The sequence below is a fragment of the Desulfopila sp. IMCC35008 genome, assembly GCF_010646885.2.
In the GTDB taxonomy this organism is placed as follows: Bacteria; Desulfobacterota; Desulfobulbia; order Desulfobulbales; family Desulfocapsaceae; genus Desulfopila.
Genome location: NZ_CP050700.1, coordinates 987,601 through 1,014,013, shown reverse-complemented (window position 1 = coordinate 1,014,013; position 26,413 = coordinate 987,601). Strand labels below are relative to the sequence as shown.

Annotated in this window: 21 protein-coding genes, 2 pseudogenes and 1 riboswitch; of the genes and pseudogenes, 13 read left to right on the top strand and 10 right to left on the bottom strand. The window is 47.2% G+C overall.

Features of this window, described 5'->3' with window-relative positions; all coding sequences use genetic code 11:
- The first annotated feature begins 17 nt into the window (after positions 1–17).
- From GA520_RS04560 to GA520_RS04545, 4 genes are all read left to right on the top strand, one after another.
- Entirely contained in the window at positions 18–1,361 is a 1,344-nt protein-coding gene (locus GA520_RS04560) for a TrpB-like pyridoxal phosphate-dependent enzyme (protein WP_163339729.1), read from the top strand.
- Between the two features lie 57 nt (positions 1,362–1,418).
- Positions 1,419–2,636 carry a D-alanyl-D-alanine carboxypeptidase/D-alanyl-D-alanine-endopeptidase gene (locus GA520_RS04555; protein ID WP_163339730.1) on the top strand — a complete coding sequence of 406 codons (1,218 nt, stop codon included), beginning with the start codon at positions 1,419–1,421 and terminating at the stop codon, positions 2,634–2,636.
- 276 nt (positions 2,637–2,912) lie between these two features.
- Positions 2,913–3,215, top strand: coding sequence for a hypothetical protein (locus tag GA520_RS04550; RefSeq protein ID WP_163339731.1), 303 nt, complete (start codon positions 2,913–2,915; stop codon positions 3,213–3,215).
- A 44-nt stretch (positions 3,216–3,259) separates the two neighbouring features.
- Positions 3,260–3,580, top strand: a complete 321-nt coding sequence (locus tag GA520_RS04545; RefSeq protein WP_163339732.1) for a cytochrome c — start codon at positions 3,260–3,262, stop codon at positions 3,578–3,580.
- 207 nt (positions 3,581–3,787) lie between these two features.
- Here the strand turns inward: GA520_RS04545 and GA520_RS04540 are convergent, their stop codons facing one another.
- Positions 3,788–3,952, bottom strand: coding sequence for a LiaI-LiaF-like domain-containing protein (locus tag GA520_RS04540; RefSeq protein WP_167528825.1), 165 nt, complete (start codon positions 3,950–3,952; stop codon positions 3,788–3,790).
- A 226-nt stretch (positions 3,953–4,178) separates the two neighbouring features.
- Here GA520_RS04540 and GA520_RS04535 point away from each other — a divergent pair, with 226 nt between their 5' ends.
- The 3 genes and pseudogenes from GA520_RS04535 to GA520_RS04525 form a co-directional block, all read left to right on the top strand.
- Positions 4,179–5,411 (top strand): exonuclease SbcCD subunit D C-terminal domain-containing protein, encoded by a 1,233-nt coding sequence (locus GA520_RS04535; RefSeq protein WP_205749359.1) that lies wholly within the window; start codon positions 4,179–4,181, stop codon positions 5,409–5,411.
- 15 nt (positions 5,412–5,426) lie between these two features.
- Positions 5,427–6,158, top strand: a pseudogene (locus GA520_RS27065) (AAA family ATPase); the annotation flags it as partial.
- 2,427 nt (positions 6,159–8,585) lie between these two features.
- Positions 8,586–9,118: pseudogene (locus tag GA520_RS04525) on the top strand (SbcC/MukB-like Walker B domain-containing protein); the annotation flags it as partial.
- Positions 9,119–9,244: 126 nt separating this feature from the next.
- Here the strand turns inward: GA520_RS04525 and GA520_RS04520 are convergent.
- The 3 genes from GA520_RS04520 to rfbB form a co-directional block, all read right to left on the bottom strand.
- Positions 9,245–10,909, bottom strand: a complete 1,665-nt coding sequence (locus tag GA520_RS04520; protein ID WP_163339733.1) for a response regulator — start codon at positions 10,907–10,909, stop codon at positions 9,245–9,247.
- 243 nt (positions 10,910–11,152) lie between these two features.
- The gene (rfbC, locus tag GA520_RS04515; protein WP_163339734.1) at positions 11,153–11,698 is read right to left on the bottom strand and encodes a dTDP-4-dehydrorhamnose 3,5-epimerase; all 546 of its coding nucleotides are present in this window, start codon (positions 11,696–11,698) and stop codon (positions 11,153–11,155) included.
- Positions 11,699–11,771: 73 nt separating this feature from the next.
- Positions 11,772–12,842 (bottom strand): dTDP-glucose 4,6-dehydratase, encoded by a 1,071-nt coding sequence (gene rfbB / locus GA520_RS04510; protein WP_163339735.1) that lies wholly within the window; start codon positions 12,840–12,842, stop codon positions 11,772–11,774.
- Positions 12,843–12,959: 117 nt separating this feature from the next.
- On the opposite strand from rfbB, the gene GA520_RS04505 reads away from it, so the two are divergent.
- Positions 12,960–14,546, top strand: coding sequence for a peptide chain release factor 3 (locus tag GA520_RS04505; protein ID WP_163339736.1), 1,587 nt, complete (start codon positions 12,960–12,962; stop codon positions 14,544–14,546).
- A 42-nt stretch (positions 14,547–14,588) separates the two neighbouring features.
- On the opposite strand, the gene GA520_RS04500 is transcribed toward GA520_RS04505, so the two are convergent.
- The gene (locus GA520_RS04500; protein WP_163339737.1) at positions 14,589–14,876 is read right to left on the bottom strand and encodes a DUF134 domain-containing protein; all 288 of its coding nucleotides are present in this window, start codon (positions 14,874–14,876) and stop codon (positions 14,589–14,591) included.
- Between the two features lie 366 nt (positions 14,877–15,242).
- On the opposite strand from GA520_RS04500, the gene GA520_RS04495 reads away from it, so the two are divergent.
- The 4 genes from GA520_RS04495 (at position 15,243) to hemB (ending at position 20,577) form a co-directional block, all read left to right on the top strand.
- Complete coding sequence (locus GA520_RS04495) at positions 15,243–15,809, top strand: DUF4390 domain-containing protein (RefSeq protein WP_163339738.1); 567 nt, start codon at positions 15,243–15,245, stop codon at positions 15,807–15,809.
- 8 nt (positions 15,810–15,817) lie between these two features.
- Positions 15,818–18,121, top strand: coding sequence for an ATP-binding protein (locus tag GA520_RS04490; protein ID WP_240910226.1), 2,304 nt, complete (start codon positions 15,818–15,820; stop codon positions 18,119–18,121).
- A 6-nt stretch (positions 18,122–18,127) separates the two neighbouring features.
- A complete protein-coding gene (locus GA520_RS04485) occupies positions 18,128–19,519 on the top strand; it encodes a sigma-54 dependent transcriptional regulator (RefSeq protein ID WP_240910227.1) in 1,392 nt (463 codons plus the stop codon).
- An 83-nt stretch (positions 19,520–19,602) separates the two neighbouring features.
- Positions 19,603–20,577 (top strand): porphobilinogen synthase, encoded by a 975-nt coding sequence (hemB, locus tag GA520_RS04480; RefSeq protein WP_163339739.1) that lies wholly within the window; start codon positions 19,603–19,605, stop codon positions 20,575–20,577.
- A gap of 83 nt (positions 20,578–20,660) precedes the next feature.
- Here the strand turns inward: hemB and GA520_RS04475 are convergent, their stop codons facing one another.
- The 5 genes from GA520_RS04475 to GA520_RS04455 form a co-directional block, all read right to left on the bottom strand.
- Entirely contained in the window at positions 20,661–20,939 is a 279-nt protein-coding gene (locus GA520_RS04475; RefSeq protein WP_163339740.1) for a hypothetical protein, read from the bottom strand.
- Positions 20,940–21,115: 176 nt separating this feature from the next.
- A complete protein-coding gene (locus GA520_RS04470) occupies positions 21,116–21,511 on the bottom strand; it encodes a VanZ family protein (RefSeq protein ID WP_163339741.1) in 396 nt (131 codons plus the stop codon).
- Between the two features lie 3 nt (positions 21,512–21,514).
- The gene (locus tag GA520_RS04465; protein WP_163339742.1) at positions 21,515–22,042 is read right to left on the bottom strand and encodes an SEC-C metal-binding domain-containing protein; all 528 of its coding nucleotides are present in this window, start codon (positions 22,040–22,042) and stop codon (positions 21,515–21,517) included.
- Positions 22,043–22,116: 74 nt separating this feature from the next.
- Positions 22,117–24,288: an adenosylcobalamin-dependent ribonucleoside-diphosphate reductase gene (locus GA520_RS04460; RefSeq protein WP_163339743.1), complete on the bottom strand. Its 2,172-nt coding sequence runs from the start codon at positions 24,286–24,288 to the stop codon at positions 22,117–22,119.
- Positions 24,289–24,746: 458 nt separating this feature from the next.
- A complete protein-coding gene (locus GA520_RS04455) occupies positions 24,747–24,896 on the bottom strand; it encodes a hypothetical protein (protein ID WP_163339744.1) in 150 nt (49 codons plus the stop codon).
- Positions 24,897–24,949: 53 nt separating this feature from the next.
- A riboswitch (cobalamin riboswitch) is annotated at positions 24,950–25,151 on the bottom strand.
- Between the two features lie 239 nt (positions 25,152–25,390).
- Here GA520_RS04455 and GA520_RS04450 point away from each other — a divergent pair.
- The gene (locus tag GA520_RS04450; RefSeq protein WP_163339745.1) at positions 25,391–26,398 is read left to right on the top strand and encodes an omptin family outer membrane protease; all 1,008 of its coding nucleotides are present in this window, start codon (positions 25,391–25,393) and stop codon (positions 26,396–26,398) included.
- The last annotated feature ends 15 nt before the right edge of the window (positions 26,399–26,413 follow it).

Genomic DNA, 26,413 nt, shown 5'->3' with positions numbered 1-26,413 from the left:
ACCCATGAGGAGGCCCCATGCTAAAAAAGTTTGTACTTCGTGACGATGAGATGCCCACCCAGTGGTATAACGTGGTTCCGGACATCCCAAACGGGATTGAACCGCCGCTCGATCCGGAAACCAAACAGCCAATGGGGCCGGATAAACTAGGAGCGGTCTTCCCCATGGGGCTTCTAGAGCAGGAGATGTCTCCTGAAAGGTTTATCGACATTCCGGATGAGGTGCAGGAGATCTACAAGATCTGGCGCCCCGCACCATTGATCCGCGCCAATAACCTGGAAAAAGCTCTAGGCACCAAGGCTAAAATCTACTACAAGCACGAAGGGGTTTCACCGGTCGGCTCCCATAAAGCAAACAGCGCTGTTCCCCAAGCCTATTATAACATGAAGGAAGGCGTGAAAAGACTGGCTACCGAAACTGGTGCCGGCCAGTGGGGGTGTGCCCTGTCCTTTGCCACCTCAAAGTTCGGGCTCGACTGCAAAGTTTATATGGTTCGCGTTTCATTCGACCAGAAACCTTACCGAAAGTCGATGATGCAGACCTTCGGAGCGGAAATCATCGCCAGCCCGAGTGAGGAAACCAATACAGGAAGAAAGATACTGGCTGAATATCCGGATACCCCCGGATCACTCGGCATCGCGATCTCCGAGGCTCTAGAAGATGCTGCAACCCGTGACGATACAAAATACGCTCTGGGTTCGGTCCTCAACCATGTCTGTATCCACCAATCCATCATCGGTCTTGAAACCAGGAAACAGATGGAAATGGCCGGGGACTATCCGGACGTAATCATCGGCTGTTGTGGTGGCGGATCCAACTTTGCCGGTATTGCCGCACCCTATATCCCCGATTATCTCGAGGGGAAAAAAATCCGATTTGTCGGGCTCGAGCCTGCATCCTGTCCCTCTCTGACTATGGGTAAACTGGCTTACGACTTCGGTGATGTTGCGCAAACCACACCGCTTCTTTACATGTACACCCTGGGTCACGACTTCATCCCTCCCGGCATACACGCCGGAGGACTCAGGTATCATGGTATGTCACCAATCATCTCGGCACTGGTCAGGGAAAAAATTATCGAGCCACTCAAGGTTCACCAGCTTGAATGTTTTGAGGCCGGGGTACTCTTTGCCAAAACCGAAGGTGTTATACCCGCGCCGGAGACCTGTCATGCTATCCGGGGAGCCATTATCGAGGCGACCAGGGATCTGAACGATCCGAAAACCATCCTCTTCAATTTCTCCGGTCATGGCTTAATCGACATGGCTTCATACGACAAATATTTTTCCGGTGAGTTACAGAATTACGACTATCCGGAAGAGGAAATTGCCAAGTCCATGGCAAACCTCCCGAAAATATAATTCAATTTTCACCTTCCATCACCCATCATGTACCGATGGGTGATGGACCAGACAACCATGATTAAACGCGCTCTACGAGTATTCATTCTGATCTGTTTTCTTGTACCTCTTTCTTCCCTGCAAGCGGTGGAAGTAACCGTCCTCCCACAAGAACTGGTCAAAAATGGCGGCTATATTGTTAGCCAGAACGGTCAGATTGTCAGTCAATACAGGGAGAACGAACTTTTCCGCCCAGCCTCGACAATCAAGCTGTTAACCTCCCTGGCTGTCCTTGATGTGCTCGGGGAAAATTATCGACATCAGACGTCCTTTTATCTCGATGGTCAAAAGAGGCTATTCGTAAAAGGGAGTGGTGATCCATTCCTGACCTCCGAATATCTTTCTCAGATAGTAGCCGAACTCAAACAGAATGGTCTGAAAACAATCTCTGGCTATGTACTTGACGATACAGTTTTCATGCTTGAACATTACCTGCCGGACGGTTCGGAGAACTCCTTAAATCCCTATGATGCCCCCAACGGTGGGCTGGCCATAAATTTCAATTCCATTTCCATCATCCGCCAGGCCAACGGGACAATCGGCAGTGGAGAGGCCCAGACTCCAACTACCTCAATTGCTCGGGGTATTGGAAAAAAGCTGCCCAAAGGTAATCACCGGGTCAATATCAACCATTATCCACTCTCAGGCAGGTTGCATCCCCAGTTAAGATACACAGCCGAAGTGATTCATGAACTGGCATTAGATGCCGGCATTCAATCAGCACCGCTCATCCGTAAAGGCATTGTCCCCGAAAAGTTAGAACCAATTTTTATATTCACATCTCCAAGAACTGTTCGCGACAATATTCGCTCCTGCCTCTTTTACTCAAACAACTTTATCGCCAACCAGCTGGCCCTTACAGCTGGCGCATACCGATACGGCTTTCCGGCAACCTGGGAAAAATCCCGTCGGCTGCTGAGGGACTATGCCGCAAATAAACTGCACATCCCGGCGACATCAATCCGGGTCGAAGAAGCATCCGGACTCTCACGAAAAAACAGTGCGACCCCGCAAGCAATGCTCTCCCTGCTTGATGATTTTCTTCCCTATAGAAACCTGCTCCCTCGCAAAAATGGAGCACTTGTTAAAACCGGTACCATGAAATCGACATACTGCTACGCAGGATATTTTGACGAACAGGGAGCCATCACCTCTTTTGCCATTCTCCTGAACCAGAAACAGAACAGTCGTAGTCAACTCCTTATTTCCCTGAAAAAGCACCTCCCTGCCAACTAAATGTATTTTATACGGAAAACATAAAATTCTTTTAGAGATGGTAGTCTACGTTTACCTTCAGCGATTGCATCTCATTTAGAATGAAAAGATAGGGCCGACAGGGTCCCCAACCCGAAAGGAGAGTTATAAGGTGCTAATCCGTAATCTGCCCACATTACATCATAATGGTTATGAAATAAGTAAGTATGGAGGCATCTTATCTCTTGCTTTTCTCATGCCAAAGAGTATCCTCCAAGTAACCTGAATTGATCAATAACAACAGTTTGCGTGACACCCATGAACAAGCCGCTGTTCATCGCACAGGATTCCCTTGAAGCACTCATCGCACAAGGCAAGGTCCAGCTTGACGGTTTTAAGCTCAGCCTCACCGGTACGGCGACAACCTATCGTGTTGATCCGGCGGCCAAGGTGATTTCCTGTGAAGGAAATTCCGGGGATCCTCTTTCCATAAACGGGAAAATAATCCCCTTACAGGTATTAAACGAAAAGGGAGCTGTCATCTATCTCAATTCGATTACGATCGGGGTTCATTCGTACCTCATCGACCAGGGATATATCTGTTATAAAACCAACCAATAGAGTCACTACTACCTGAACCTTAAATAGTACTGCAAAGACGAATCATGATTCTCGCAACCGCCAAAAAAATGTTATTTATGCTTGGAATCCCGGCACTTCTGCTCACGGCTGGGTGTTCAACACCTGAAGGTAACGCAGAGCAGGGTAAACGATGGTATACCATGCACAACTGTTTCAGTTGTCATGGCAAGAATGGAAATGACGGCAGAACGGCAGAAATTGCCGCAATAGAGCTGAGTTTCAGGAGCTTTGAGAGTTACCTGCGTGATCCGGACTCACCTTCCATGCCGAAATTTCCTGAAAAAAAACTCTCAAAACAGGATGCCGCAGATATCTATGCGTGGCTGAAAAGCTTACCTAAATAGTTTCCATCCTAAAAGGATATTCGGAGGATAAATAATTTAGTCGGAACGCTGAGATTGTGCAGAAGGGTAGTTTTAGGACGGAAACTAAATAGCTTACATCCTAAGACTAGGTATTTGGGGCCAGATCGAGGCATGTGTATTTTTTCATCACAGGCTTTTAATCGATATTTGTGAATACTGTCACACCCATGTATACGAATTGAGATTTCAACTCCCTTTTCTCAACTGCAGGATACCTATCAGGATCAAAAGTGCAGGCCACCACTGTTTCAGCACCGATTTCAGTTGTCCAAGATGGACCAGCCCCAAGTTGGAAAGCAGTAATAACGCACCAACTACAATGAGAAGTATTGGACCGACACTTGCCCGCATGTTTCACCTCTTTATCCCCTCTAACCCGATTTTTTTCATGTAATTCGGGTTAGAATAATTATTTCATCTACTCAATATCCTGAAAAACGAGAGCCGCCGAAACCGATGCAGTACAATTACGAACAGTTCTTCAGGTATGATAATAAAAATAATATCATTGTGAAATGCAACATATTATAATGCCAAACAAAGCATATATTTCTGGAAATTCTCTAGCCTCACAACAATGATAAAAATCCTGCACACCTCAGACTGGCATATCGGCAAACGACTTTACTCCAAAACGAGGTATGAGGAATTCAGCGCATTCCTGGGCTGGCTCGTTGAAGAAATACAAAGACGAGCCATCGATATACTCATCGTGGCAGGAGATATCTTCGATACCACCACACCATCCAATACCAGTCAGCGTTTGTACTACCAGTTCCTGAAAGACGTTTCAGTCACCTGTTGTCGTCATATAGTAATTATTGGCGGCAATCATGATTCACCATCACTTCTGGAAGCTCCCCGCGAATTATTAGCAGTGTTGCAAGTCCGGGTAGTAGCATCCATACCGGAAAACAGAGAAGACCAGGTCCTGCTACTAAAAGATGGGGTCGGAGAGTGTGAACTTATCGTCTGCACTGTCCCTTATCTACGTGACAGGGATATCAGAGCCTCACAACCAGGTGAGTCCGGGGATGAAAAAGAACAGATCCTTCAGAAAAGTATTGCCCACCATTATGCAGAAGTGGTCGATATAGCGATCACCAAGCAGGCACAACAAGCGCCTACTGCTCCTATAGTGGCAACCGGCCATCTTTTTGCGGCCGGCGGATCAGTGGTAGAAGGCGACGGTGTACGAGATCTTTACGTCGGTTCCCTCCTCCATGTCCCGGTAACGATTTTTTCTCCCCAGATAGACTACCTGGCCCTCGGCCATCTTCATTCCGCCCAAATCCTTGGTGCTGATCCCACGAAGCGTTACAGTGGGTCCCCCCTACCCATGAGTTTTAAGGAAGCGGAAAGAAAAAAATTTGTCATCGAAGTGGAAATTGAGGACGGCAGGGTATCAACCACACCTGTCAGAATACCTACTTTTCAACGACTGCATAGCATCCATGGCGACTATGAGCAGATTCTTTATGAAATGGAAAAGATCAGCCAGGAAGCTCAGTCCGTCTGGCTGGAAATATTGTATGAAGGGAAGGAAATCATCCCCGACATGCACCACAAACTGCAAAAGGAAATCACGGGCTCCGATCTTGAAATACTTCGTATAATCAACCGTCCGCTCCAAATCAACAGTGCAGACAGTGAGCTGACCCTAAACGATCTCGAATCGATGAGTGAAGAGGGTGTATTTCTTCGCTGCCTTGAAAGTGCCCGTATTCCAGCCGACCAGCAGGACGATTTGCTTCTCCTTTTCAAAACCACCCTGCAGCAGCTCGCTGAGGAAGAGAGTTACACCAAGTAACACTCCATTATTGCCATGAAAATCCTTCAGGTACGACTCCGCAATCTCAACTCACTGGCGGGCGACTGGTTTATCGATTTCACGTCGCCTGAAATCCGCAATAGTGGGATATTTGCTATCACCGGTCCGACAGGTGCGGGCAAGTCGACAATTCTCGATGGTATCTGCCTGGCACTTTACGGCAAGACACCACGGCTTGGGCCTGTTAATAAATCATCCAACGAGATTATGACCCGGCATACCGGCGAATGCTTTGCGGAAATCGAATTCCTCACCGGAAAGGGGCGATATCGCTGTCACTGGAGCCAGCATCGGGCACGTAAAAGCCCGACAGGGGATCTCCAGCAGCAAAAGCACGAAATTGTTGACGCCCTCTCTGGAAAGGTAATCGAATCCAAGCTGAAACTCGTCGAGAAAAAGGTAATTGAAGTTACCGGCCTCGACTTTGAACAGTTTACCCGCTCCATCCTGCTGGCCCAGGGCGATTTCAATATTTTCCTCAAATCAGGCCCCGATAAGCGCGCACCCATTCTGGAACAAATAACGGGTACCTCGATTTACAGTAAAATATCTCTAAAAGTACATGAACTGACCGTTTTCGAAGAAAAAAAACGTGACCAGCTGCAGCTTGAATGCGATGGTTTCCTACCCATGACTGAGGAGCAACGGGTTGAAATTGATTCTAAACTGGCAGAACTTAACAACCTGATAATAGACCAGGAACAAAAAATCAACCAGCATCGCCAGATTCTCAACTGGTATACCGAACAGGAAAAACTGCAGCAGAAAATTACCACGCTTGAACAGGCCGAAAGAGAGCTTACGGCCAGATCCGAAACGTTGAAACCTGAAAAAGAACGCTACCTACGAGCTTTGCAGGCCCAAAAACTTGAACCTGACTATCACCGTCTGCGAGATACAGAGGACATCCAAAACGAAGAGGTCAAGAACCTCACCACCTTCAGGATAACATTAAAGCACATAACCGAAGAGCTTACCAAAACGAACAAGGTAACTAAAAGACAAATTGTCGAGCTTCAGGAATCGAAAAAGAGCTACCTTGAAAAGCAGAAACTGTTTGCTGATGTTCGCAGAATTGACCAGGAGATAGCTCATACATCCAAACTCATCAAGGAATCCGAACATGAGAGGAATAAAGTACAATTACAATGCACGGGACACCAAAAACGAATCACTGCAATTGAAAAAGATATAACCACTGTCGCCAACCGTCTGGCAGTGATACAGAACTATTACGAACAAAACAAGACCAGCCAAACCCTTCCAACCGAGATTAGCGGTATCAGGGAACACCTGGCCAACTTTAACCGCCTTTATAACCAACTTGAAATATTAGAAAAAGGGATTGACGCAAACAGTAAAGAAATATCCAAAAACAGGCTACAGACAGAAGAGTACACAGCCAGAGCAACCGAACTGAACAAGAGGAAGACAGAATGTGAAGTGCAGCACACCTTTATCCGGAAACAATGGGATACGATCTCCATCGGCAGAACAGCGGAGCAAATTCACACTGACATTTCCGATTTACAGCAAAAGCTCACAACCCTTGATCGAATCCTGGAAGCAGACCAGTTAGCAGAAAAGATCAAGCAGGACCTGAAAACCCTGCTTGCGGAAACCGAGTCATGTAACAGTCAGAAACAAAGGCTTGTCCTGCATAAAGAACAACTTGTAAAAGAGAAACTGCAACAAAAAACACTGGTAGAAAAGCAGGAAAAGATTGTTTTTCTCGCATCCCAAATTAAAAACTTTGAGTTGGAACGCAATAAACTCAAAGAAGGCAATCCCTGTCCCCTCTGCGGTTCATCCACACACCCCTACTGCCAGAATCAAGTGAACTACCCTCAACCGGATGAGGAAGAACAAAAACTGACAGACGAACGAAACAAACTGGAGGCGATACAGGAACAGTTCACGACCGCTACAGCAAACGTGGCTGAATATACAACACGATCAGAACAACTGATAAAAAACAGGCAGGAAAAAGAGCAGGAACAGCAGCAACAGATAACCAATCGAAAAACGCTGCAACAAAAACTGCAACATGCCGATACGAATTCAACAGAAACCGTTAAACAATTGGTAGAAGCAACTCTCTCAAAAAGAGATGAACTGCTCACCAGGTTGGAAAATCTGAAAAAACTGGAAAATCGGGACAACGAACTTATTCAAATCAGTCAGGAGATAGAAAAGAAACTCACTGAAACAGAAAAAGCGTTGGCTGTGAGTAGTAAGCACCACGAAACACTGACAGATGAACGAAAACAGTTACACAACGACAAACAAAACACCGATAAACAGTTGACCGAGACCTCAACTAACCTTGGAATTCTACTCAAACCGTTTACCAACCAACCGTTGTCTTATGCAAACACCGGCCACATACTCACTGAGCTTGAAGCAAAAGATAAACAGTGGCAGGAGCACACAAAGAATCTCAGCACATTATCGTCAACCCTGCAACAGCATCGCTCTGACAGGGATAAATTCGCAGCCCTCCATGAACAGGAATTACGCAAATGCACAGAACTGGACAAAAAAATCAGCGAACACGTCCGCCAGTTAAGAGACAATATAGATAAACGTAATCAATTATTTGGAGAGGATAATCCGGATAGAAAGGAGGCGGAGCTCCAACACTCCATAAACATGCAGGAAAAACGACTGGAGAAATTCCGGCAAAAGACCGAAACCTGTCAGCATGACCACGCAAGGTTGTCAGAAAGGGTTGATGCATTACATAAATCAACAGCGGCCCGGGAAGAACTCCTCATAAAACTCCGGGACACTTTCAGAACGACCCTGCTCGACAATTCGTTTGCTGATAAAGAGGATTTCATATCTTCGCTCCTGTCTGAGCAAGAGGTACAGGATCTTGCCCGAAGCCTTGCCGCTGTTGAAGACGAAATGAAAAACAACCGGGCACTACTCACCTCCTCCCACAAGGCCCTGCAGCACCTGCAGAACAGTGTCCCCACAGATACCTCAAAAGATAAGATTCTTGAGTTCCTGACGGAAGGAGGGAACAGGCTGGCCTCCCTTCAGCAAGACAAAGGGGCCTACTTGCAACAACTGTCGGATAACAACCGCCTCATAAAACAGCACGGAGAAAAAATAGAGCAACTGGCCGCGCAGCAGCGGATATATGAACGCTGGCTGGCCTGCACCAGCTCATAGGCTCCGCAGATGGCAAAAAATTCAGAAATTTTGCTCAAGGGTTGACTTTTGAGCTCATGATCAGCCATGCTAACCGCAGCCTGCGGAAAATGAGTGACAGGTATATTCTTCTACGCGATCCCGATGAACCGCTTGAACTGAAAATCATAGATACCTATCAGGCCGGTGAAATCCGCTCTATCAAAAACCTTTCAGGCGGTGAGAGTTTTTTGGTCAGTCTGGCATTGGCACTTGGACTCTCCAACATGGCAAGCCGAAATGTCCAGGTGGATTCCCTTTTTCTCGACGAAGGTTTCGGCACCTTGGATGATGAATCATTGCAAACAGCTCTTGATATCCTCTCAAGCCTGCATCGTGAAGGAAAATTGATAGGTATTATCTCCCACGTTCCGAGCCTGCGGGAGCGAATACCTGCACAAATAAAAGTCATTAAAGGGGTGGGAGGAAGGAGTCGCCTGAGTGGCGCTGGAGTAAACACAGCGGGATCGTCTTCCCTCCCTCTGTAACCCACTGCACATTCATCCATCCCACTAAAAGAGATGGTGTTCAAACTGGGTTTATCAAACTTCGTTCCGGCTCATGACAGAACAGAAAGGACTGTCAATGCACCTCGACTGGGATAGCAGGACAGGTCAGGATTTTTCACCTTGCACCACCTGTTGCACCGCCCGGCCAAGTTGGCCAAGCGAGTACGGCTTCTTTATATACAAACCGGCACCCAACCTGAGGGTATTGATCACCTCATCACTTTCCGAAAAACCACTTGCGATTAACGCTTTTTGCCCCGCTTTAAGTTGCACTGCCTGCGTGTACGTTTCATATCCGTTCATCCCCTGCCCCATCATCATATCAAGGATGAGCAGATCCGCGTTGTTCCCTTCAAGCCATTTTATCGCTTTTTCACCTGATTCCGCCTTTTCAACTTTATATCCGAGATTGCCGAGTATCTGACCGGCGATAGCCAACTGATGCGGTTCGTCATCGACAACGAGGATGGTCTCACCGTTACCAGTAAGAAAGCTGAAATCGTCGTCCGGCACCAGATTCTCAGGCTCTTTATCCGTTACCGGAAAATAGAGCATAAAACAGGAACCGTATCTATCGCTTTTTAATTGCACGCACCCCTTATGGTCCTGCATGGTATTCCAGACCACTGCAAGCCCGAGACCCGTACCGCTGCGACCAATTACCTTACGACTATAGAAGGGCTCGAAAATATGTTCCATATCTTGCTGTGATATTCCTGTACCACTATCCCCCACGGCCAGGACAGAATACACCCCCTCTGCCAACAGGAGTTCTTCAGCACGCTGTTTGCGTACCTGTGACCGATAGGTCCTGATCTGAATCTTGCCCTCACCCTGAATCGCCTCTGCCCCATTGGTTACAAGATTCATCAAACATTTGCCCACATGCACCGCAGAGCCTAGAATGGCAGGAGTATCTTGTGCCAATTCGCACTGAATGGAGACCGAGGGGTGGTTCTTGGCTAGTTTTTCAAATTCCGGAGATTGAAGATAATTCTCAACAATTCCGTTGAGATTCTCCGGTTGTATGACCATCGCCACGCCTCTGGCAACGGTGAGCAGATCGGTGACAACTTCTGCAGCCCTTTCACCCGCCTTTTGAATAGCCTTAAGAGGATCATGAAGTGGGTCTGCTTCTGGCATATTCAACAAGAGCAGTTCTGGATACGTAACAAGACCGGACAGAATATTATTGAGATCGTGAGCAACCCCCCCTGCCATTAGCCCGATCGACTCCATCTTTTGAGAGCGTCGCAGCTGTTCTTCAAGCAACATTCGCTCGGCATCTCTCTTTTTCCACTTGGTCAGGTCCCTCAGGGCAGCAGCCCGCACAACACGTCCCTGGTACTCGAGAGATTTACCGTATATAGCCAGAGGAAACTGGGAGCCATCCTTACGCTCTCCCACCACCTCATACGGTTCGTTAAACTGGTTTGAGATATTATCAAGGACCAGTTGTTGGTCCTGACGTGCGATCAGGACGGTGGTCGGCAATCCGACAATTTCTTTCGAACGGTACCCAAAAATTGCTTCGGCTTGTGAGTTCATCAACAAACAAATACCATCTTCGAGAAGAACTATGCCCTCAAAGGCCGCCTCTGAAAGTACCTTCAATCGCTCCTGGTGGAAAGCAGCAACATTCTCCATAGCTACAACTCTACCGGCAAGTTGCCTGGTTTTACGCTTTTCAAATAGATAAAGGATCAGTGCCACTGCAACCAAGGGACTGGTGCAGTATAGGAGGATTTGATACAACGTACTACTTTCCATATTTCACCGGACAAACTTGTTTTCGTATGCAGCAATTCCTGCATACATATACTGTTTTCCTGTCGAAAAACAACGAGGTACTGACGTTACGGTGGGGGAATATGGGAAGAACCGGAACAAATACCGATTATAACCGGATCAAGTGCAGAGTGTACTGAAACCGGTAAGAAAATACCACAGAAAATGATCGATTACCTGGATAGGGTAAAATATATCCCTGTTTTGGCCCGGCTTAAACTTCAATTATTCGAAAACATCCGCATCAGCGAAACGTACGCCTTTGCTATCTTTAGCTGAGAGCTGTGGTTCAATATCCTGTGGCCAGTCGATATTCAACTGGGCATCATTCCAGACAATACATCTCTCATTTTCCGGAGAATAGTAATCGGTTGTTTTATAGAGAAAATCGGCGTGTTCAGACACCACCAGGAAACCGTGACCGAAGCCTTCCGGAATCCAAAGCTGCTTTTTATTTTCAGCAGTTAACAGCACACTGACCCATTGTCCAAAAGTCTTCGAGTTTTTCCTGAGGTCGACCGCAACATCAAATACCTCACCGGAAACAACCCGCACCAGTTTCCCCTGAGGCTGTTTTATCTGGTAATGAATACCGCGCAGAACCCCTCTTACAGATCTTGAGTGATTATCCTGCACGAAGGGCTTCGTAAGCCCGGTCTCTTCCCTCCATCGCTTCTCATTATAGCTTTCAAGGAAAAAACCCCGATCATCACCAAACACCTGCGGCTCGATAATCAACACATCTTCAATAACCGTTCGTATTACATTCATCTACTACTCACTTTCCTCTTAACTTCCTTTCCTGTCCAAGCTACCTCTAGTCTGGTAACGGACAGGAAAAAACTTATTGATACATCTTCTGGTAATAGTCCTGATAACTGCCGTCGACTATTTCATTCACCCACTGCTGGTTCGCAAGATACCAGTCCACCGTCTTCTCAATGCCTTCTGCGAATTGTACTTTCGGCTGCCAACCGATTTGGTTCTTGATTTTTGAAGCATCTATGGCATACCTGCGATCATGTCCCAGTCTGTCTTTTACAAAGGTGATGAGTGAGCGCCTTGGTTCACCCGACTCAGGCAGACCAAGCTTCTTATCGATGATATCGCAAATCAAGGTCACAACCTCAATATTCTGCTTCTCGTTATTACCGCCAATATTATAACACTCACCGTTTTTACCTTTCCTCACAACCTCGAGTATTGCCTCACAGTGATCAAGCACAAATAGCCAGTCCCGGACATTTTTACCATCCCCGTATACGGGAAGGCTTTTAGCTTTCATCGAGTTGTTAAAAATCAGCGGTATCAGCTTTTCGGGAAACTGGTAAGGCCCATAATTATTGGAACAATTTGTTATCCTGACCGGCAACCCATAGGTATGAAAATAAGCACTGGCCAGATGGTCGGACGATGCCTTGGAAGCAGAATAGGGAGAGCGAGGATCAAAAGGTGTGGTCTCGGAAAACAAACCTGTTTCACCGAGTGAACCATACACTTCATCGGTGGAAACATGAAGGAAACACGGTTCAGCCCCCTTCCAGTCGCCAGTCAGCCAGCTTTTCCTGGCCGCTTCAAGTAGCGTGAAAGTCCCAATGATATTGGTCTGGATAAATGCAGCAGGCCCCGTAATCGACCTGTCTACGTGGGACTCTGCGGCAAAATGAACGACCGTATCCACCAGCTCTTCGGAAAATATTCTTTCAATTGTTTCGCTGTCGCAGATATCCGCTTTCACAAAACGATACCGCTCTCCTTCCTCGATACCATCAAGGTTACGGAGATTACCTGCATAAGTAAGTTTATCGATATTGATAACACGGTATTCCGGATACTGTTTTAACAGTAGTCTAACGAAGTTCGCACCGATAAATCCGCATCCGCCGGTAACAAGTAGTGTACGTAAATTTTTCATGAAGTGTAGTTTTTCGTTTGCATTCCTGGAAAAAGAGCCTATTCTTCTGCATTTTTTCAGCCTGTTCTTATAATAGGTCGAAGCGAATATTTAAAGAAGTTTATTTCTGATACTGTCATGACAAAGCAACTAGAAAAAGAAGTTACCCGACGCCGGACCTTCGGTATCATCAGCCACCCGGATGCTGGTAAAACGACACTGACCGAAAAACTGCTGTTATTCGGCGGTGCCATCAACATGGCCGGTGCCGTCAAATCACGGAAAGCCGAACGCCATGCCACCAGTGACTGGATGGCCATTGAGCAGGAGCGCGGCATTTCAGTCACCACCTCGGTCATGAAATTCCAGTATCGGGATTACGACATCAACCTCCTGGACACGCCTGGCCACCAGGACTTTTCCGAAGATACGTACCGAGTGCTCACGGCAGTGGATTCTGCCATTATGGTGATCGACAGTGCTAAAGGTGTCGAAGCCCAGACTGAAAAGTTGATGGAAGTGTGCAGGATGCGCAACACGCCGATCATCACCTTCATTAACAAGCTTGACCGAGAGGGCCTCTCTCCACTCGACCTCATGGCGGAGATAGAAGAAAAGCTCCAGGTGGAATGCACTCCACTCTCCTGGCCTATTGGCATGGGGAAGAGTTTTAAAGGAGTCTACAACCTGTATCGTAAACAGCTCCACTTATTCACTCCTGGCCAGGAAACCAGAATGGGTGAGGGTATCACAATCGAAGACCTTGACGATCCACAGCTCGACGAACTACTTGGTGTCCAGGCGGATGAACTGCGTGAGGACATCGAGTTACTTGAAGGAGCCGCCAATCCTTTTGAGCTTGAGCACTATCTGAGCGCTGGACAAACACCTGTGTTCTTCGGCAGTGCTATAAATAATTTCGGAGTGCAGGAAATGCTCGATAGTTTTGTGGAGATGGCTCCGGCACCAACCGCCCGGGCGGCTGCAACCAGAAATGTCGAACCAACCGAACCCGACTTTAGCGGATTTGTTTTTAAAATCCAGGCCAACATGAACCCGGCCCACAGGGACCGAATCGCCTTCTGCCGGATCTGTTCGGGAAAATTCACCCGCGGGATGAAGGTCAGACATCATCGTATAGGTAAGGACATCACTCTTGCCAATGCAACCATCTTCATGGCTCAGGAGAGAGCCAATGTGGAAGAAGCCTACCCCGGCGACATCATCGGCCTGCACAATCACGGTACCATAAAGATTGGGGACACTTTCACAATTAAGGAAGAACTCAAGTTCACGGGAATACCGAACTTTGCACCAGAACACTTCAAGCGCGTGCTGCTTAAAAACCCGTTAAAGATGAAACAGCTCCAGAAAGGGCTGATCCAGCTGGCTGAAGAAGGTGCCATCCAGGTCTTCAGACCCAAGATAGGTGCGGATTATGTTATGGGGGCCGTTGGTGTATTACAGTTTGAGGTCACCATGGCTCGCCTGAAAAACGAATATGGTGTAGATGCCATCTATGAACCGGTAAACTACCAGGCTGCACGCTGGGTCCAGTGTGCTGATAAAAAGATGCTGGCGGATTTTGAAAGGAAGAATCAGGATGCACTGGCTACCGATTCCGAGGGATTCCTCACCTTTCTGGCCCCAAGCGAGTGGATGCTGAACTTCCACATGGAGAAGTGGCCGGATATCGAGTTCATGAAAACGCGGGAAAACATCTGAGCAGAGCGTCATCACCTTCTTCCCGACCGACCTTTCTAATGGCTACATTTCATCATCCACAAAGATGATGGCATAGCCCTCAGCCAGGGAACGTGCAGTCTTTTTACGGGCGACGGTCAGGATACGCTGGATCGTCCCCCGGGACACCCCCATGCGCACTCCGGCCTCCTCCTGGGTCAAACCATCCCCGTCACATAGACGAAGCGCCTCGAGCTCATCACGATGTAATTCAATCTGTTTGAGTTCCGACAAAGGTGTTCCGGTCGGTTTATAGGCATGCCCGATAAAACTTGTTTCACATTTTCGGGTCTTTTTAGGTCGTGGTGACATAACTATTTCAATCAATTAAAATACAATCGAGCGCACACCTTGCACAACTCGTCATTTGTGGTGGTTGATATTTATACCGCCCGCAGGTAAAAAATGCAAATGCTCCCTCCTGGCCCTGCCGCAGACATATAGACATATGCACACAAATACCTTGTTTTCATCGTAACGTCAAGTAGTTTCGCCTCTTCCACAGCCATTTATTTTCACTGTTTTTCCCAAGGATTAATGAACAACAGATAGACATCAAAGCCTTTATCAAGTAAATTATTTTCGGTTTCAAACTTTATCAATAAGCGTTCCTGTAAACAACTCAGCTGCGAAATCATAATAAAAAAAACATATGTCCAACCCGATTCTCTCTAAATAATGTATAAAAAGCTCATCCCGCTCCTTTCCTGTCTTCTCCTTGCCTTTCTGACAGCAGGCTACAGCCTGTCAGGAGAAGATAAGGAGAAAAAGCCTTTCAGGGATTTAATTGTAACAACTTCTGAGACTCATCTCATTCTGTTCGGAGTCGTCAACTCCACATTTACCGACGAAATGATCTCCGCTGCCAAAAGCGGGCTACCCATTCGTTTCAATTTTCAGGTGGAATTGTACCTTGATCAGGTTGACGAGCCGGTGGTTCTCCTGGATTTTGCCCATACCCTTACCTACGACACCTTAAAGGAGAGTTATGAGATTCTGCTCGAAGAGGCCAATGCAAAAACGCAGCAGGCAAGGACTCTGGACGAAGCCAAGATGGTTATGAATGAAATAAATGGCCTGAAATTGCTGCAGTTGGAAAAGCTGGTTCCAGGCAGCCGCTATCGTTTACGAATCCGTGGCCACCTCTTTGAAAAAACTCTCCCCATGGGGATTCACAAAGTTCTTCCCTTTATCTCACCATGGGATAATGAAACGGACTGGCAAGTACTGGAATTCAACTACTGACAAGAGACTTGAAAACCGAGCCGCAATCAAAGCTGCAGGAAAACACACCAAACCTGCCCAAGTCATACGACACCAACCGCCGCTATACACGAGACCAGTTGCTGCAGAAGCGACGGCTTGTGCGCTGGGCCATATTGATCTGTCTGGGGTTGATCCCCCTCTTTGTCTGGTTTCAGAGCCATCTGTTTCAAACAGACTCCTCGCTGCCCATCAGTTCCAACATACTCATTTTCGGTTTGATCAACATCAATGTACTGATCATCCTTTTTGTCCTTTTCCTGGTACTCAGAAGCCTGGCAGAACTCTTGTTTGAACGCAGAATCAACAAATCGGGTTCAGGCCTGAAGACAAAGCTTATCGGTTCTTTCCTCTCACTCACGCTGATACCGACGATCCTGCTCTTTTTTGTTGCCCTGCAGTTCGTCTCGACAAGTATCGAATACTGGTTCAACTCCAATATTGAGGACTCACTGCAGGAATCCCTTGAACTCGCTCAATCTATCCTGCATGATGCATCCGACCGGGCTGACCGGATGAACGAGGGCATCGCCGCCAGGCTGGAAGGCCTCGAACTGCAAGACTACACTATTGATGCAATTAACCGGACCCTGGACAATATCCTGGCGTTTAATACCATCAACGGACCTGACTCAATCACCATGGTTACGGACGACAATAACCTTGAAATTGCAGTCCGCAGTCCAACCACCAAGCATATCCTGCTACCAAAAATCCCGGTCGACCTCTTACTGAAGGTGAAAAAACTACAGGTGCAGGATACGCTTATCCAGGAAACCCCACAAGGGGATCTCGTACGCAGTGTCGCTGCCATCAACATTGGCCAGGAAAATCCGATCAGCGCCATCCTGGTCACTTCGCTACTTGTCCGAAACGAACAACTCAGCCGCATGACCCTCATCTCAAAAGGTATTGAGGGATACCGGCAACTCAAGCATTTCAAGGATCCCTTCAAGTTCTGGCTCATTATCCTGCTTCTCATCGTTACCCTGCTTATTATTTTCGCCGCCATATGGTTCGGCATTTATATTTCACGTGGCATCACCAAACCATTGGAAAAACTGGTCAACGCGACCAGGAGGGTCGCCGACGGTGACCTTGAATTCAAGATGGAAAGCGATGCGGATGATGAAATCGGCATTTTGGTTAACTCGTTTAACCAAATGACAACCAACCTTAACAACTCCAACAAACAGCTGGCCGATACCCATATCGCCCTCAAAGAGAGTTCTCAGGAATCCGAGCAGCGACGCAGGTATATTGAGATAATCCTGCAAAATGTATCGGCCGGTGTCATTTCCATAGACGAACAGTCACGAATAACCACCTTCAACCGTTTTGCCGAACAGCTCCTCAATATCGATAAGAATTTTTTCATCGGCAAGAGATTTAGCGAAGTGCTTCCTGAGGATCAATCCTCACTTATCACAGGTTTTATTGATGAACTGACTATCACAGGCAAGAAATCGGTAGAGCAGCACCTGAAAATAAATGTACTCGGAAAGACCTTTTCATTACTGATTCACTTTAACAGGCTGGAAGACGATGAAGGAATACCACTTGGACATGTTCTCGTTTTCGACAACCTGACCAAGCTGGAAAAAATGCAACGTATGGCAGCATGGCGCGAAGTCGCACGACGTATTGCCCATGAGATCAAAAATCCGCTCACACCTATTCAACTCTCAGCCCAACGGCTCAGACGCCGTTACCCCGAAATTCTGGCCGAAGAAGATTCAGTCTTTGACAAGTGTACCGACACAATCATTAACCAGGTGGATGAACTCAAACGACTTGTTAGTGAATTCAGCCAGTTTGCCCGCATGCCAAAGGTCCAGAAGGCACCAGCCGATCTACCGAAACTGGCACGTAACACACTGGTCCTCTATGAGGAAGCTCACAAAATGATCAACTTCAGCTGTCGGGAAACAGACACCATCCCGGAATTTAGTTTTGACGCCGAACAGATCAAAAGATGCCTTATCAACCTGCTCGACAATGCTGTTGCAGTTTTACCAGGCGGGGGTAGAATAGATATTGAGCTATCACCTGACCACGAAAGGGGCAGTGTCTTTATTAAGGTTGCCGACTCCGGACCGGGTATATCAAAGGAAAATAAGCTCAAACTTTTTGAGCCCTATTTTTCCACCAAAAAAACGGGCACCGGACTGGGACTGGCCATCGTCTCTACCATAATCTCAGATCACGGTGGCTATATCCGGGTCAACGACAACAGCCCCAATGGCTCTATATTCACCATTGAGCTACCATTGGCCGGATACCAGAAAGAATAAAGGACTATGCCCGGAATCCCCGCACTCTCAGCCATGAGCAAACGTATCCTCATTATAGATGATGAAGCAAGCATCCAGGAAAGTCTCTCCGGCATCCTGGAAGATGAAGGTTTTGAAGCAATCGCCGTTTCATCTGCCGAAAAAGGTCTGGAATACCTTGAGGACGACGGGGCAGACCTTGTGCTACTTGACATCTGGCTTGGCGACAATATGGATGGGATGAAAGCACTTGAGATCATTAAAGATAAATTTTCCTTGCCGGTCATCATGATCTCCGGCCACGGCAATATTGAAACTGCTGTCCAGGCTACCCGCAGCGGGGCCTTTGATTTCATAGAAAAACCACTCTCTTATGACAAGATCATTCTGGCAGTAAGCAACGGCTTACGATTCTCCCAATTGGAAAGGGAGAATCGTCTGTTAAGACAGAGCACGGTTAAATCCACAAAAATCACGGGCTCATCCCCAGCGATACAAGCGGTTATGGATCAGATCGAGATGGTAGCCCCAACCGATGCTTGGGTGCTCATCCGTGGCGACCATGGTACGGGGAAGGAACTCGTCGCTCAAGCAATCCACAACCTCTCTACCTCCAAATTCAAACCGATGATCGAGGTGAATTGTGCTGCGATCCCGGAAGAGTTGATCGAATCGGAACTGTTCGGTCATGAAAAAGGCTCTTTCACAGGTGCACATTCAAGCAAGCAGGGAAAGTTCGACCAGGCCGACGGCGGTATCCTTTTTCTTGATGAGATTGGGGATATGAGCTTGAAGACCCAGGCCAAGATCCTTCGTATCCTGCAGGAACAGAAATTCGAACGGGTGGGTGGGCACAAGACAATTCAGGTCAACGTACGGGTACTCGCCGCTACCAACAAGAATCTGGAAGAAGAAATTGAAAATGGCAACTTCAGGGCTGATCTCTTCTGGCGATTGAACGTGGTACCTATCACGGTTCCTCAATTAAAGGAAAGATTAGATGACATCCCCCTCCTTGTGGAGAGCATCATGGAAAGCATGGGAGGCAAGGGACTCAAGGTTAAGGATTTCAGCCAGGATGCCTTCACAGCCATGATGGAACACTCCTGGCCCGGCAACGTACGTGAACTAAGGAACTTTATTGAAAGACTGGCAATCATGTGTCCTAAACAGACTATTACCGGAGAGCAGGTCCGGCTGTTCCTCAACCAGTCCGGTGGCATGACCAATAACAATGGTTCACCTCTCAATCCGATGTTGAACGTCGATTTCAAAGAGGCCAAACGACTGTTTGAAAAGGAATACCTACAGCAAAATCTGCTGCGTAATGATAATAATATCTCTAAAACAGCGGAACAGGTGGGCCTTGAAAGAAGCCACCTTCACAAAAAACTAAAAAGTCTTAATATCATACAGTAACCTACCTGACCCGGTATACAACGACGATGTTTTCAAGTATATACCAGGCGCAATAATCAGTCGTATCATTTAGAGGAGCACATATGGTTTTTCCGGAATATAGACCACGCAGAATGCGCAGCACTGCATCTTTTCGTTCCCTTATCAGGGAAACACATCTCTCAGCCGATCAATTCATCTACCCAATCTTTGTCATGCCGGGGAAAAAGATACGGGAAGAGATCCCCTCCATGCCTGGTGTTTTCAGAGTCTCTGTCGACATGCTGGCCAAGGAATCAAAAGAGTGCCTCGACCTTGGCATCAACTCTGTCATTCTATTTGGCCTGCCTGAGAAAAAAGACAGCATGGGCTCTGGTGCCCACGCAAAAGACGGCATCATCCAGAGGGCTGTCAGGGAGCTCAAAAACAAACACCCACAACTCATGGTGGTTACCGATGTCTGTCTTTGCGAATATACTGATCACGGCCACTGCGGTTGCCTGATCGACAAGAAGGTGGACAATGACGCAACCCTTGAGATTCTTGCCAAGACAGCCCTGTCACACGCTCAGGCCGGGGTCGACATGGTTGCACCCTCCGATATGATGGACGGAAGAATCGCAGAAATAAGGGCGGCCCTTGACGAGAACAATTTTGAATCAATCCCGATCATGTCCTACGCTGTAAAGTACGCCTCAGCATTCTATGGTCCGTTTCGGGATGCCGCAGACTGCGCCCCCCAATTCGGTGACAGGCGAAGCTACCAGATGGATCCAGCAAACAGTCGGGAGGCTCTGCGGGAAGCGACACTTGATGTTGATGAAGGAGCTGACATCCTGATGGTGAAGCCGGCTGTAGCCTACCTCGATATCATCAGCAAGTTAAAAGATGAATTCGACCTGCCCATAGCCGCCTATCACGTGAGCGGAGAGTATGCCATGATCAAGGCTGCAGCCGCAAATGGCTGGATTGACGAAGAAAAAGTCATGCTGGAGACCCTGCTCTCTATAAAAAGAGCCGGAGCCGATATCATCATCACCTATTATGCTAAAGAAATAGCAAAACTATTACGAAAGTAAAAACATTATTTCTTCAAATAAAAAAAGGGAGCCGAATTTCCGGCTCCCTTTTTTGTCTTTATTCTGGTTGTACTGTGCCTTGTTCAGACCCGAATATCAATACTGCCAGCCCGCTGTTCCTGCGGGGGTGGTGGTGTGCTTTCCTGTTCGCTGGTTTCCCGTGTTTCACTACCCTCACCGACAGGAGCAACATTGGTGGCCAGTGCGATAGCCTCTGATGAGAGGGCTACGGAATCAACAGGACCGTCCTGCTGGGTGACTTCCCTCTGGCTATCCTGCCGAACCGCTGCATCTACACCATTATCCCTATATGTACGCTCACTCTGTATCGCGTTATTAAATGCTCCAATTTCGCCAACCATGATGCACCTCAGTGTATTTCTTTCATGTTGAGATAGATTCTCATACACCTCAGTATAAGGTTAAAAAGCATGCCTGACAAGGTGGAAAGCTGAAAGTTTCACTGCGCCTGTGTTCTGAAAGTACCTGTTTGGCAGGTTTCACTAAAAAAACCATAGAGTAACAAGGGAGTTAATTTTTAGTAATTTTTTTTACCCGCTTTTCTTTTCAGAGCCTGCAACCAGGTCAGCACCGCCACACCTGCACCACAAAAATCAGCAACCAGATCAGCCAGACTCGTACTTCGACCCGGTATGAAATATTGGTGCAGTTCATCACTGAGACCATAGAGGAGACATATAGAAATGGTCACCACACCACATCTTTTTACGCGTGCCGCCCCTTTGTGCCAACCACAAGCATAGATGACACTCCATCCTAGCAAAAAGTAAATGGTGAAATGGGCAATTTTATCCTCCCCAGGGAAAAAAAGAACCGAATCAAACGTATCTCCGGGTTGATGAGAGAGAAAAAAAATAGTCCCCATGATACACAACATGGGGACCACACGTATCCACTGCGATGAAGAATCCATCTGTTATGCAGTTTCACCTTCCGTCGACGGATTCAGGTGAACTTTCTGCAACTGCTCGACACTGAATTTTTTCCTGATACGGCGTGCCATTGCATTAATCTTCTGGCTAGGAGCATCTTTCATGGCAACAACACTCTTGTCACTGTAGGCAGTAAGTTCAAGAGTTTTGTTCCTGATCCGGAATACATGACTCCAGTTCACTTCGATAGTCTCCGGATTCTCATCAATAGGAACATCCAGTCTCTCACCAGCCTTGGCAACCTGCACGCAATCACGGTCGGTCATCTCCAACAACCAGGCATCTCCTTTAGTTGTGGAGTAAAAGAAAAAGACACCAATCTCTCTGGTGACAGCCTTCTTACGTTCCGCCTGCTCCTGTATCTCTTCGACACCGCTCATCAGGGTGATCTTCAGCTGTTCCTCAGGTGAAAGCTGCCGGGTTACAGGCCTTTTGTCACCCGAACCACAACAATGTTTATATTTTTTGCCGCTCATGCACGGACATTTTTCATTCCTGCCAATCTTTGCCATAGTTTCCTGCCTTGTCAATTGAGAGGCAACACCCTTAGAGAAAGGCGATACCCCTTTTCATACTATTGTTCTTGTTACGCACACTTGCTGTAACCGCAGTCGTGGCAGGTTTCACATCCCTCTTCAAAAACCAGTGTTCCGGAGCATTCCGGGCATACCGAACTGAACCCTTTCTGAGTACCTGCCATAAACGACTTGAATAACTTACTCAATTGAGCGGGCAGGTCAAGCATATGTCCACTTGAACGGTCAAGTTGCTTGATTATTTCATCCATCGGTACATTAAACCGCAAGGCCAGGGAGACCAGACGACAGGTGGTGGTCCACATGGTAGATTTATCTTTTAAATCAACCCGGTTATCGAACGGAAATTTTGCAAAGACCTCCATCGGTTTTTCATTTTCATTAAAACAGACAATAATATAAACCGATTTCTGGTCCTGATCCTTGACCCGGTAACGCTTGGCATCCAGAGTATCCGGCAGATTGTTCTTCACCGGGCCCTGCTCGGATACCGCAGCCATTTTTTCTTCTTCCTGGGTTTCGACCTTGTTTAAGACCTGGGAATCACGAGAACCGTCACGGTATACAGTCAGCCCCTTGCAACCAAGCTTGTATCCTGTAATGTAGGACAGTTTCACCGCATCACGGTCAGAACTGTTTGGCAGGTTGATGGTTTTCGATATAGAACTGTCCACCCCACTCTGCTGGAGTCTTCCCTGCATTCGAATATGATTTTCAGGACTTATATCCTGGGCAGTGCGGAAAATTTCTTGCCACTCTTTCGGTATCTCATCATGACCGATAACCGTCCCGGAGTCGGCAACTTTGCTCATCAGCTTTTCGGAATAAAAACCTTCTTCCCGGGCCACCTGTTCAAAATATTTGTTCACCATGATCAGTCGGTCACCGTCCATTACATGCTTGACCATGACAATCGAAAAATATGGCTCGCAACCGGAAGCACAATCGGCAATCATCGATACGGTTCCGGTGGGTTGGATTGAGGTAAGAGCCGCATTGCGACGCGGTTTATAACTGTTCACTTTCCCGTCATACGCAGGAAAAGCGCCTTTTTGCACAGCAAGCTTTTCAGACTGCTCAGCAGCCCTGTCGCGGATAAACTGCATCACCTCGGCTGCCACCTCCCGCCCCCGCTCACTGGCGTACGGGATTTTCAACTGGATGAGGAGATCATGCAACCCCATGATCCCCATACCGATCTTTCTCGTCTTGAGAGTCATCTCCTCAATTTCAGGGATAGGGAAGCGATTGCAATCGATCACATTGTCAAGAAACATAGTGGCAGTTGCAACAGTCTCACCTAATCGTTGATAATCGATCCTGCCTTCTTTCACAAATCTGCCAAGGTTGATTGACCCAAGATTACAACTTTCATAAGGCAACAGCCATTGCTCGCCGCATGGATTGGTGGCTTCAAAATCACCAAGCTGCGGGGTCATATTATCTTTATTGGCCGTGTCAATAAACAGTACACCCGGTTCACCATTATGCCAGGCCAGGTCTATTATTTTCTCAAAGACTTCGCGTGCCTCAAGAGACTTAACCACTGTCCTGGAAGACGGCTCGATGAGATCATACTCCGTCCCCTCTTCCACAGCTTTCATGAACACGTCGGTAATTGCCACGCTGAAATTGAAATTATTGAATTTCTCCTGATCCTGCTTGGCAGTAATGAAATCCATGATATCAGGATGATCAATCCGCAATACCCCCATATTGGCGCCACGCCGTTTACCACCTTGCTTGATTGTCTCTGTTGCCGCATCAAAAACCGCTGCAAATGAAAGAGGACCGGAAGCGACACCCTGGGTTGAACGTACCGAAGCATTTTTCGAACGAAGCCGGGAAAAGGAATAACCTGTTCCACCACCGGTCTTATGAACCAGAGCGCCGTTGCGGATGGCAGTAAAAATACCGTCCATGGAATCTTCCACAGGCAATACAAAACAAGCGGATAACTGGCCGAGATCTGTACCGGCGTTCATTAGACACGGGGAGTTCGGCAAAAAATCCATCCGGTATATCATGTTGAAGAAATCCTCACGCATTTCCCCATATCCGTCTGATTCCTTGTCCACAACTGCTACGGCATCTGCTACCCTTCTACACAATGTTTCCCACGTTTCGGCAGGATTTCCTTCTTCATCTTTAAGGTAATAACGGCGGGCCAGAACCGTTTCAGCGGTATTGGTTAATACCTGCCGGGTCACATCAGGTGTCATAAACTTCCTCTCTTCTATACTTAGTATCTCTTATGTGAACATGCTGGTATAGAGTTCTCCATTGCTCAAGACCAACAGACATATTCCCCCTGAAAATCGAATGCGAACGATGATTTTTCGTTCTCTTACTGAATGATTCTCATTCGAGGTTTATACCCTACATTTATGGTAGCCTCAAGCACAAACTACAACATGTTGTAGGAAAATATAAAAACATTATGCCAGGCAGGAAAAATATCGGAAAAACAATCGGTAGAGGAAAACTGTAATTACAGCTTCACTTTTCTACTAAAAAGTGGCCGGAAAAATGCAAGGAGACTTGAATTTCTTTTTTCCACTGCCCGGTCCATATGGAGAACCGGGCAGGCAAGTCAGGGGAACCACCGCCTTGTCAGGCATTCATTGTCCCCCGATCAGTACTGGAATGTCTGAAGATCCTACTTTTTTTGCTGAACAGCCTACTTCCTGGCTCTCTCAACCTGCCGTTCAGTTGTTTTTCCTAAACATTTGCGTAATATTGCCTGGTAGACATCCCAATCTTTGGTGCTGATAACACTTTGCTTGGTAAAGGCTACTTCCCTGGCAGACATACTTGAACTTCTGGGCATGACTCTCTCCTTTTCGCGAGGTGACGAGTTGATATGAAAGGTACCGGTTGTAACAACCGCTACCACTATGTGGCAGGTCTTCGGACTTACAGGCTTGTTTCTCTTCCTACTCTCCATCGCTTCCCGGAGCCTCGTCCAGTGCTTGAAATGGATTTCGTTCCTGTTCACCGCTGCGCGTCAGTTCCGGCTTCTCACCGGATTCCCTTTTCATTCCACTGATTGTTACCAGTGGAAACCACGTACTGATACATATATAGTATAGCTTGCCTGTTAACACCACAACAAATTGTTCATTTTACTCTTAATTGGAGACAGTCACACCTGCAAAAAAGAGGCAATCTCATCTATTGTTTCAATTTCAACATGTTACCACTTGAACTTCCCGACCGTTTCGGTATAGTTTAGGAATCTATACTTTTTTTCTTACCAATATGTGTCATGAAAACTGCAGCGAGCAAAACGTACACTGCTTATTTCACCAAAAGGAAATCATAATGACATCCAAACTATACTGTAAAAGAGCCGTTCTTCTGGCAGTCGTGTTGCTCGCCTGCCCGGCAGTTACCATGGCGAATCAACCTGTAGCCGTTAACAGCACAACGACCAATACCAGCGAGAGCTCAACGACCATCAACGTTAATCAGAATATTGTCAAGGTGTCCGGCAGACTCTCCTTAGGACTCCTAAGCGTTGAAGCCAACGAGTCGGTCTATGACACAAACGGAACCAACAAGGCCAGCCACCTGATCTGGGAGAGCGACAACGTGGCAATGCTTGGTTTCGGCGGCTCCATAACACCGGTCCACTGGCTGAAATTGAATGCAGATTTCAAGATCAATGTATCAGAAGGGTCCAGCACCATGGACGATTATGACTGGTTTATTACCGGCGCCGACTGGACCCATTGGTCACATCATGAGGATACTGACGTTGACTCCCTCACCATGTTTGACATCAATGCAGAATTCACCATGATGGGCAAGGACCAGACCCGGCTTTATGGTGTTGTTGGTTACAAACAAGATACTTTCGAATGGTCTGCTTACGGCGGAACATATGTTTATTCCGTTAACGGTTTCCGTGACAGTACAGGTTCCTTCCCGGATGGGGAAAAGGGAATTTCTTATGAGCAGACCTACAAGACACCATATCTCGGTCTCGGTTTTGAAATGGATGTAAACCCCGTCACTTTTGCCGCCCGTTTTACTTATTCTCCAGCAGTCGACCTGGAAACCGTGGATAATCATTACCAGAGAAACCTGGAGTTCACTGATGATTTTGAATCCGGTGACATGTTCGGACTGGACATTGCCGTTGCCTACGCCCTGACAACAAACCTGAAGTTAGCGGGGTCCCTCCACTACCTCTCCTATGATGAGGTCAAGGGTTCCACCAATGTCAAGGACACGGTGAGTGGGTATACCGTCCATTACGACGGTGATGTCGCCGGATCTGACAACAGCAGTACCCTTATCGCCGCAACACTTATCTACGAATTGTAAAGAACAGGATTCAGC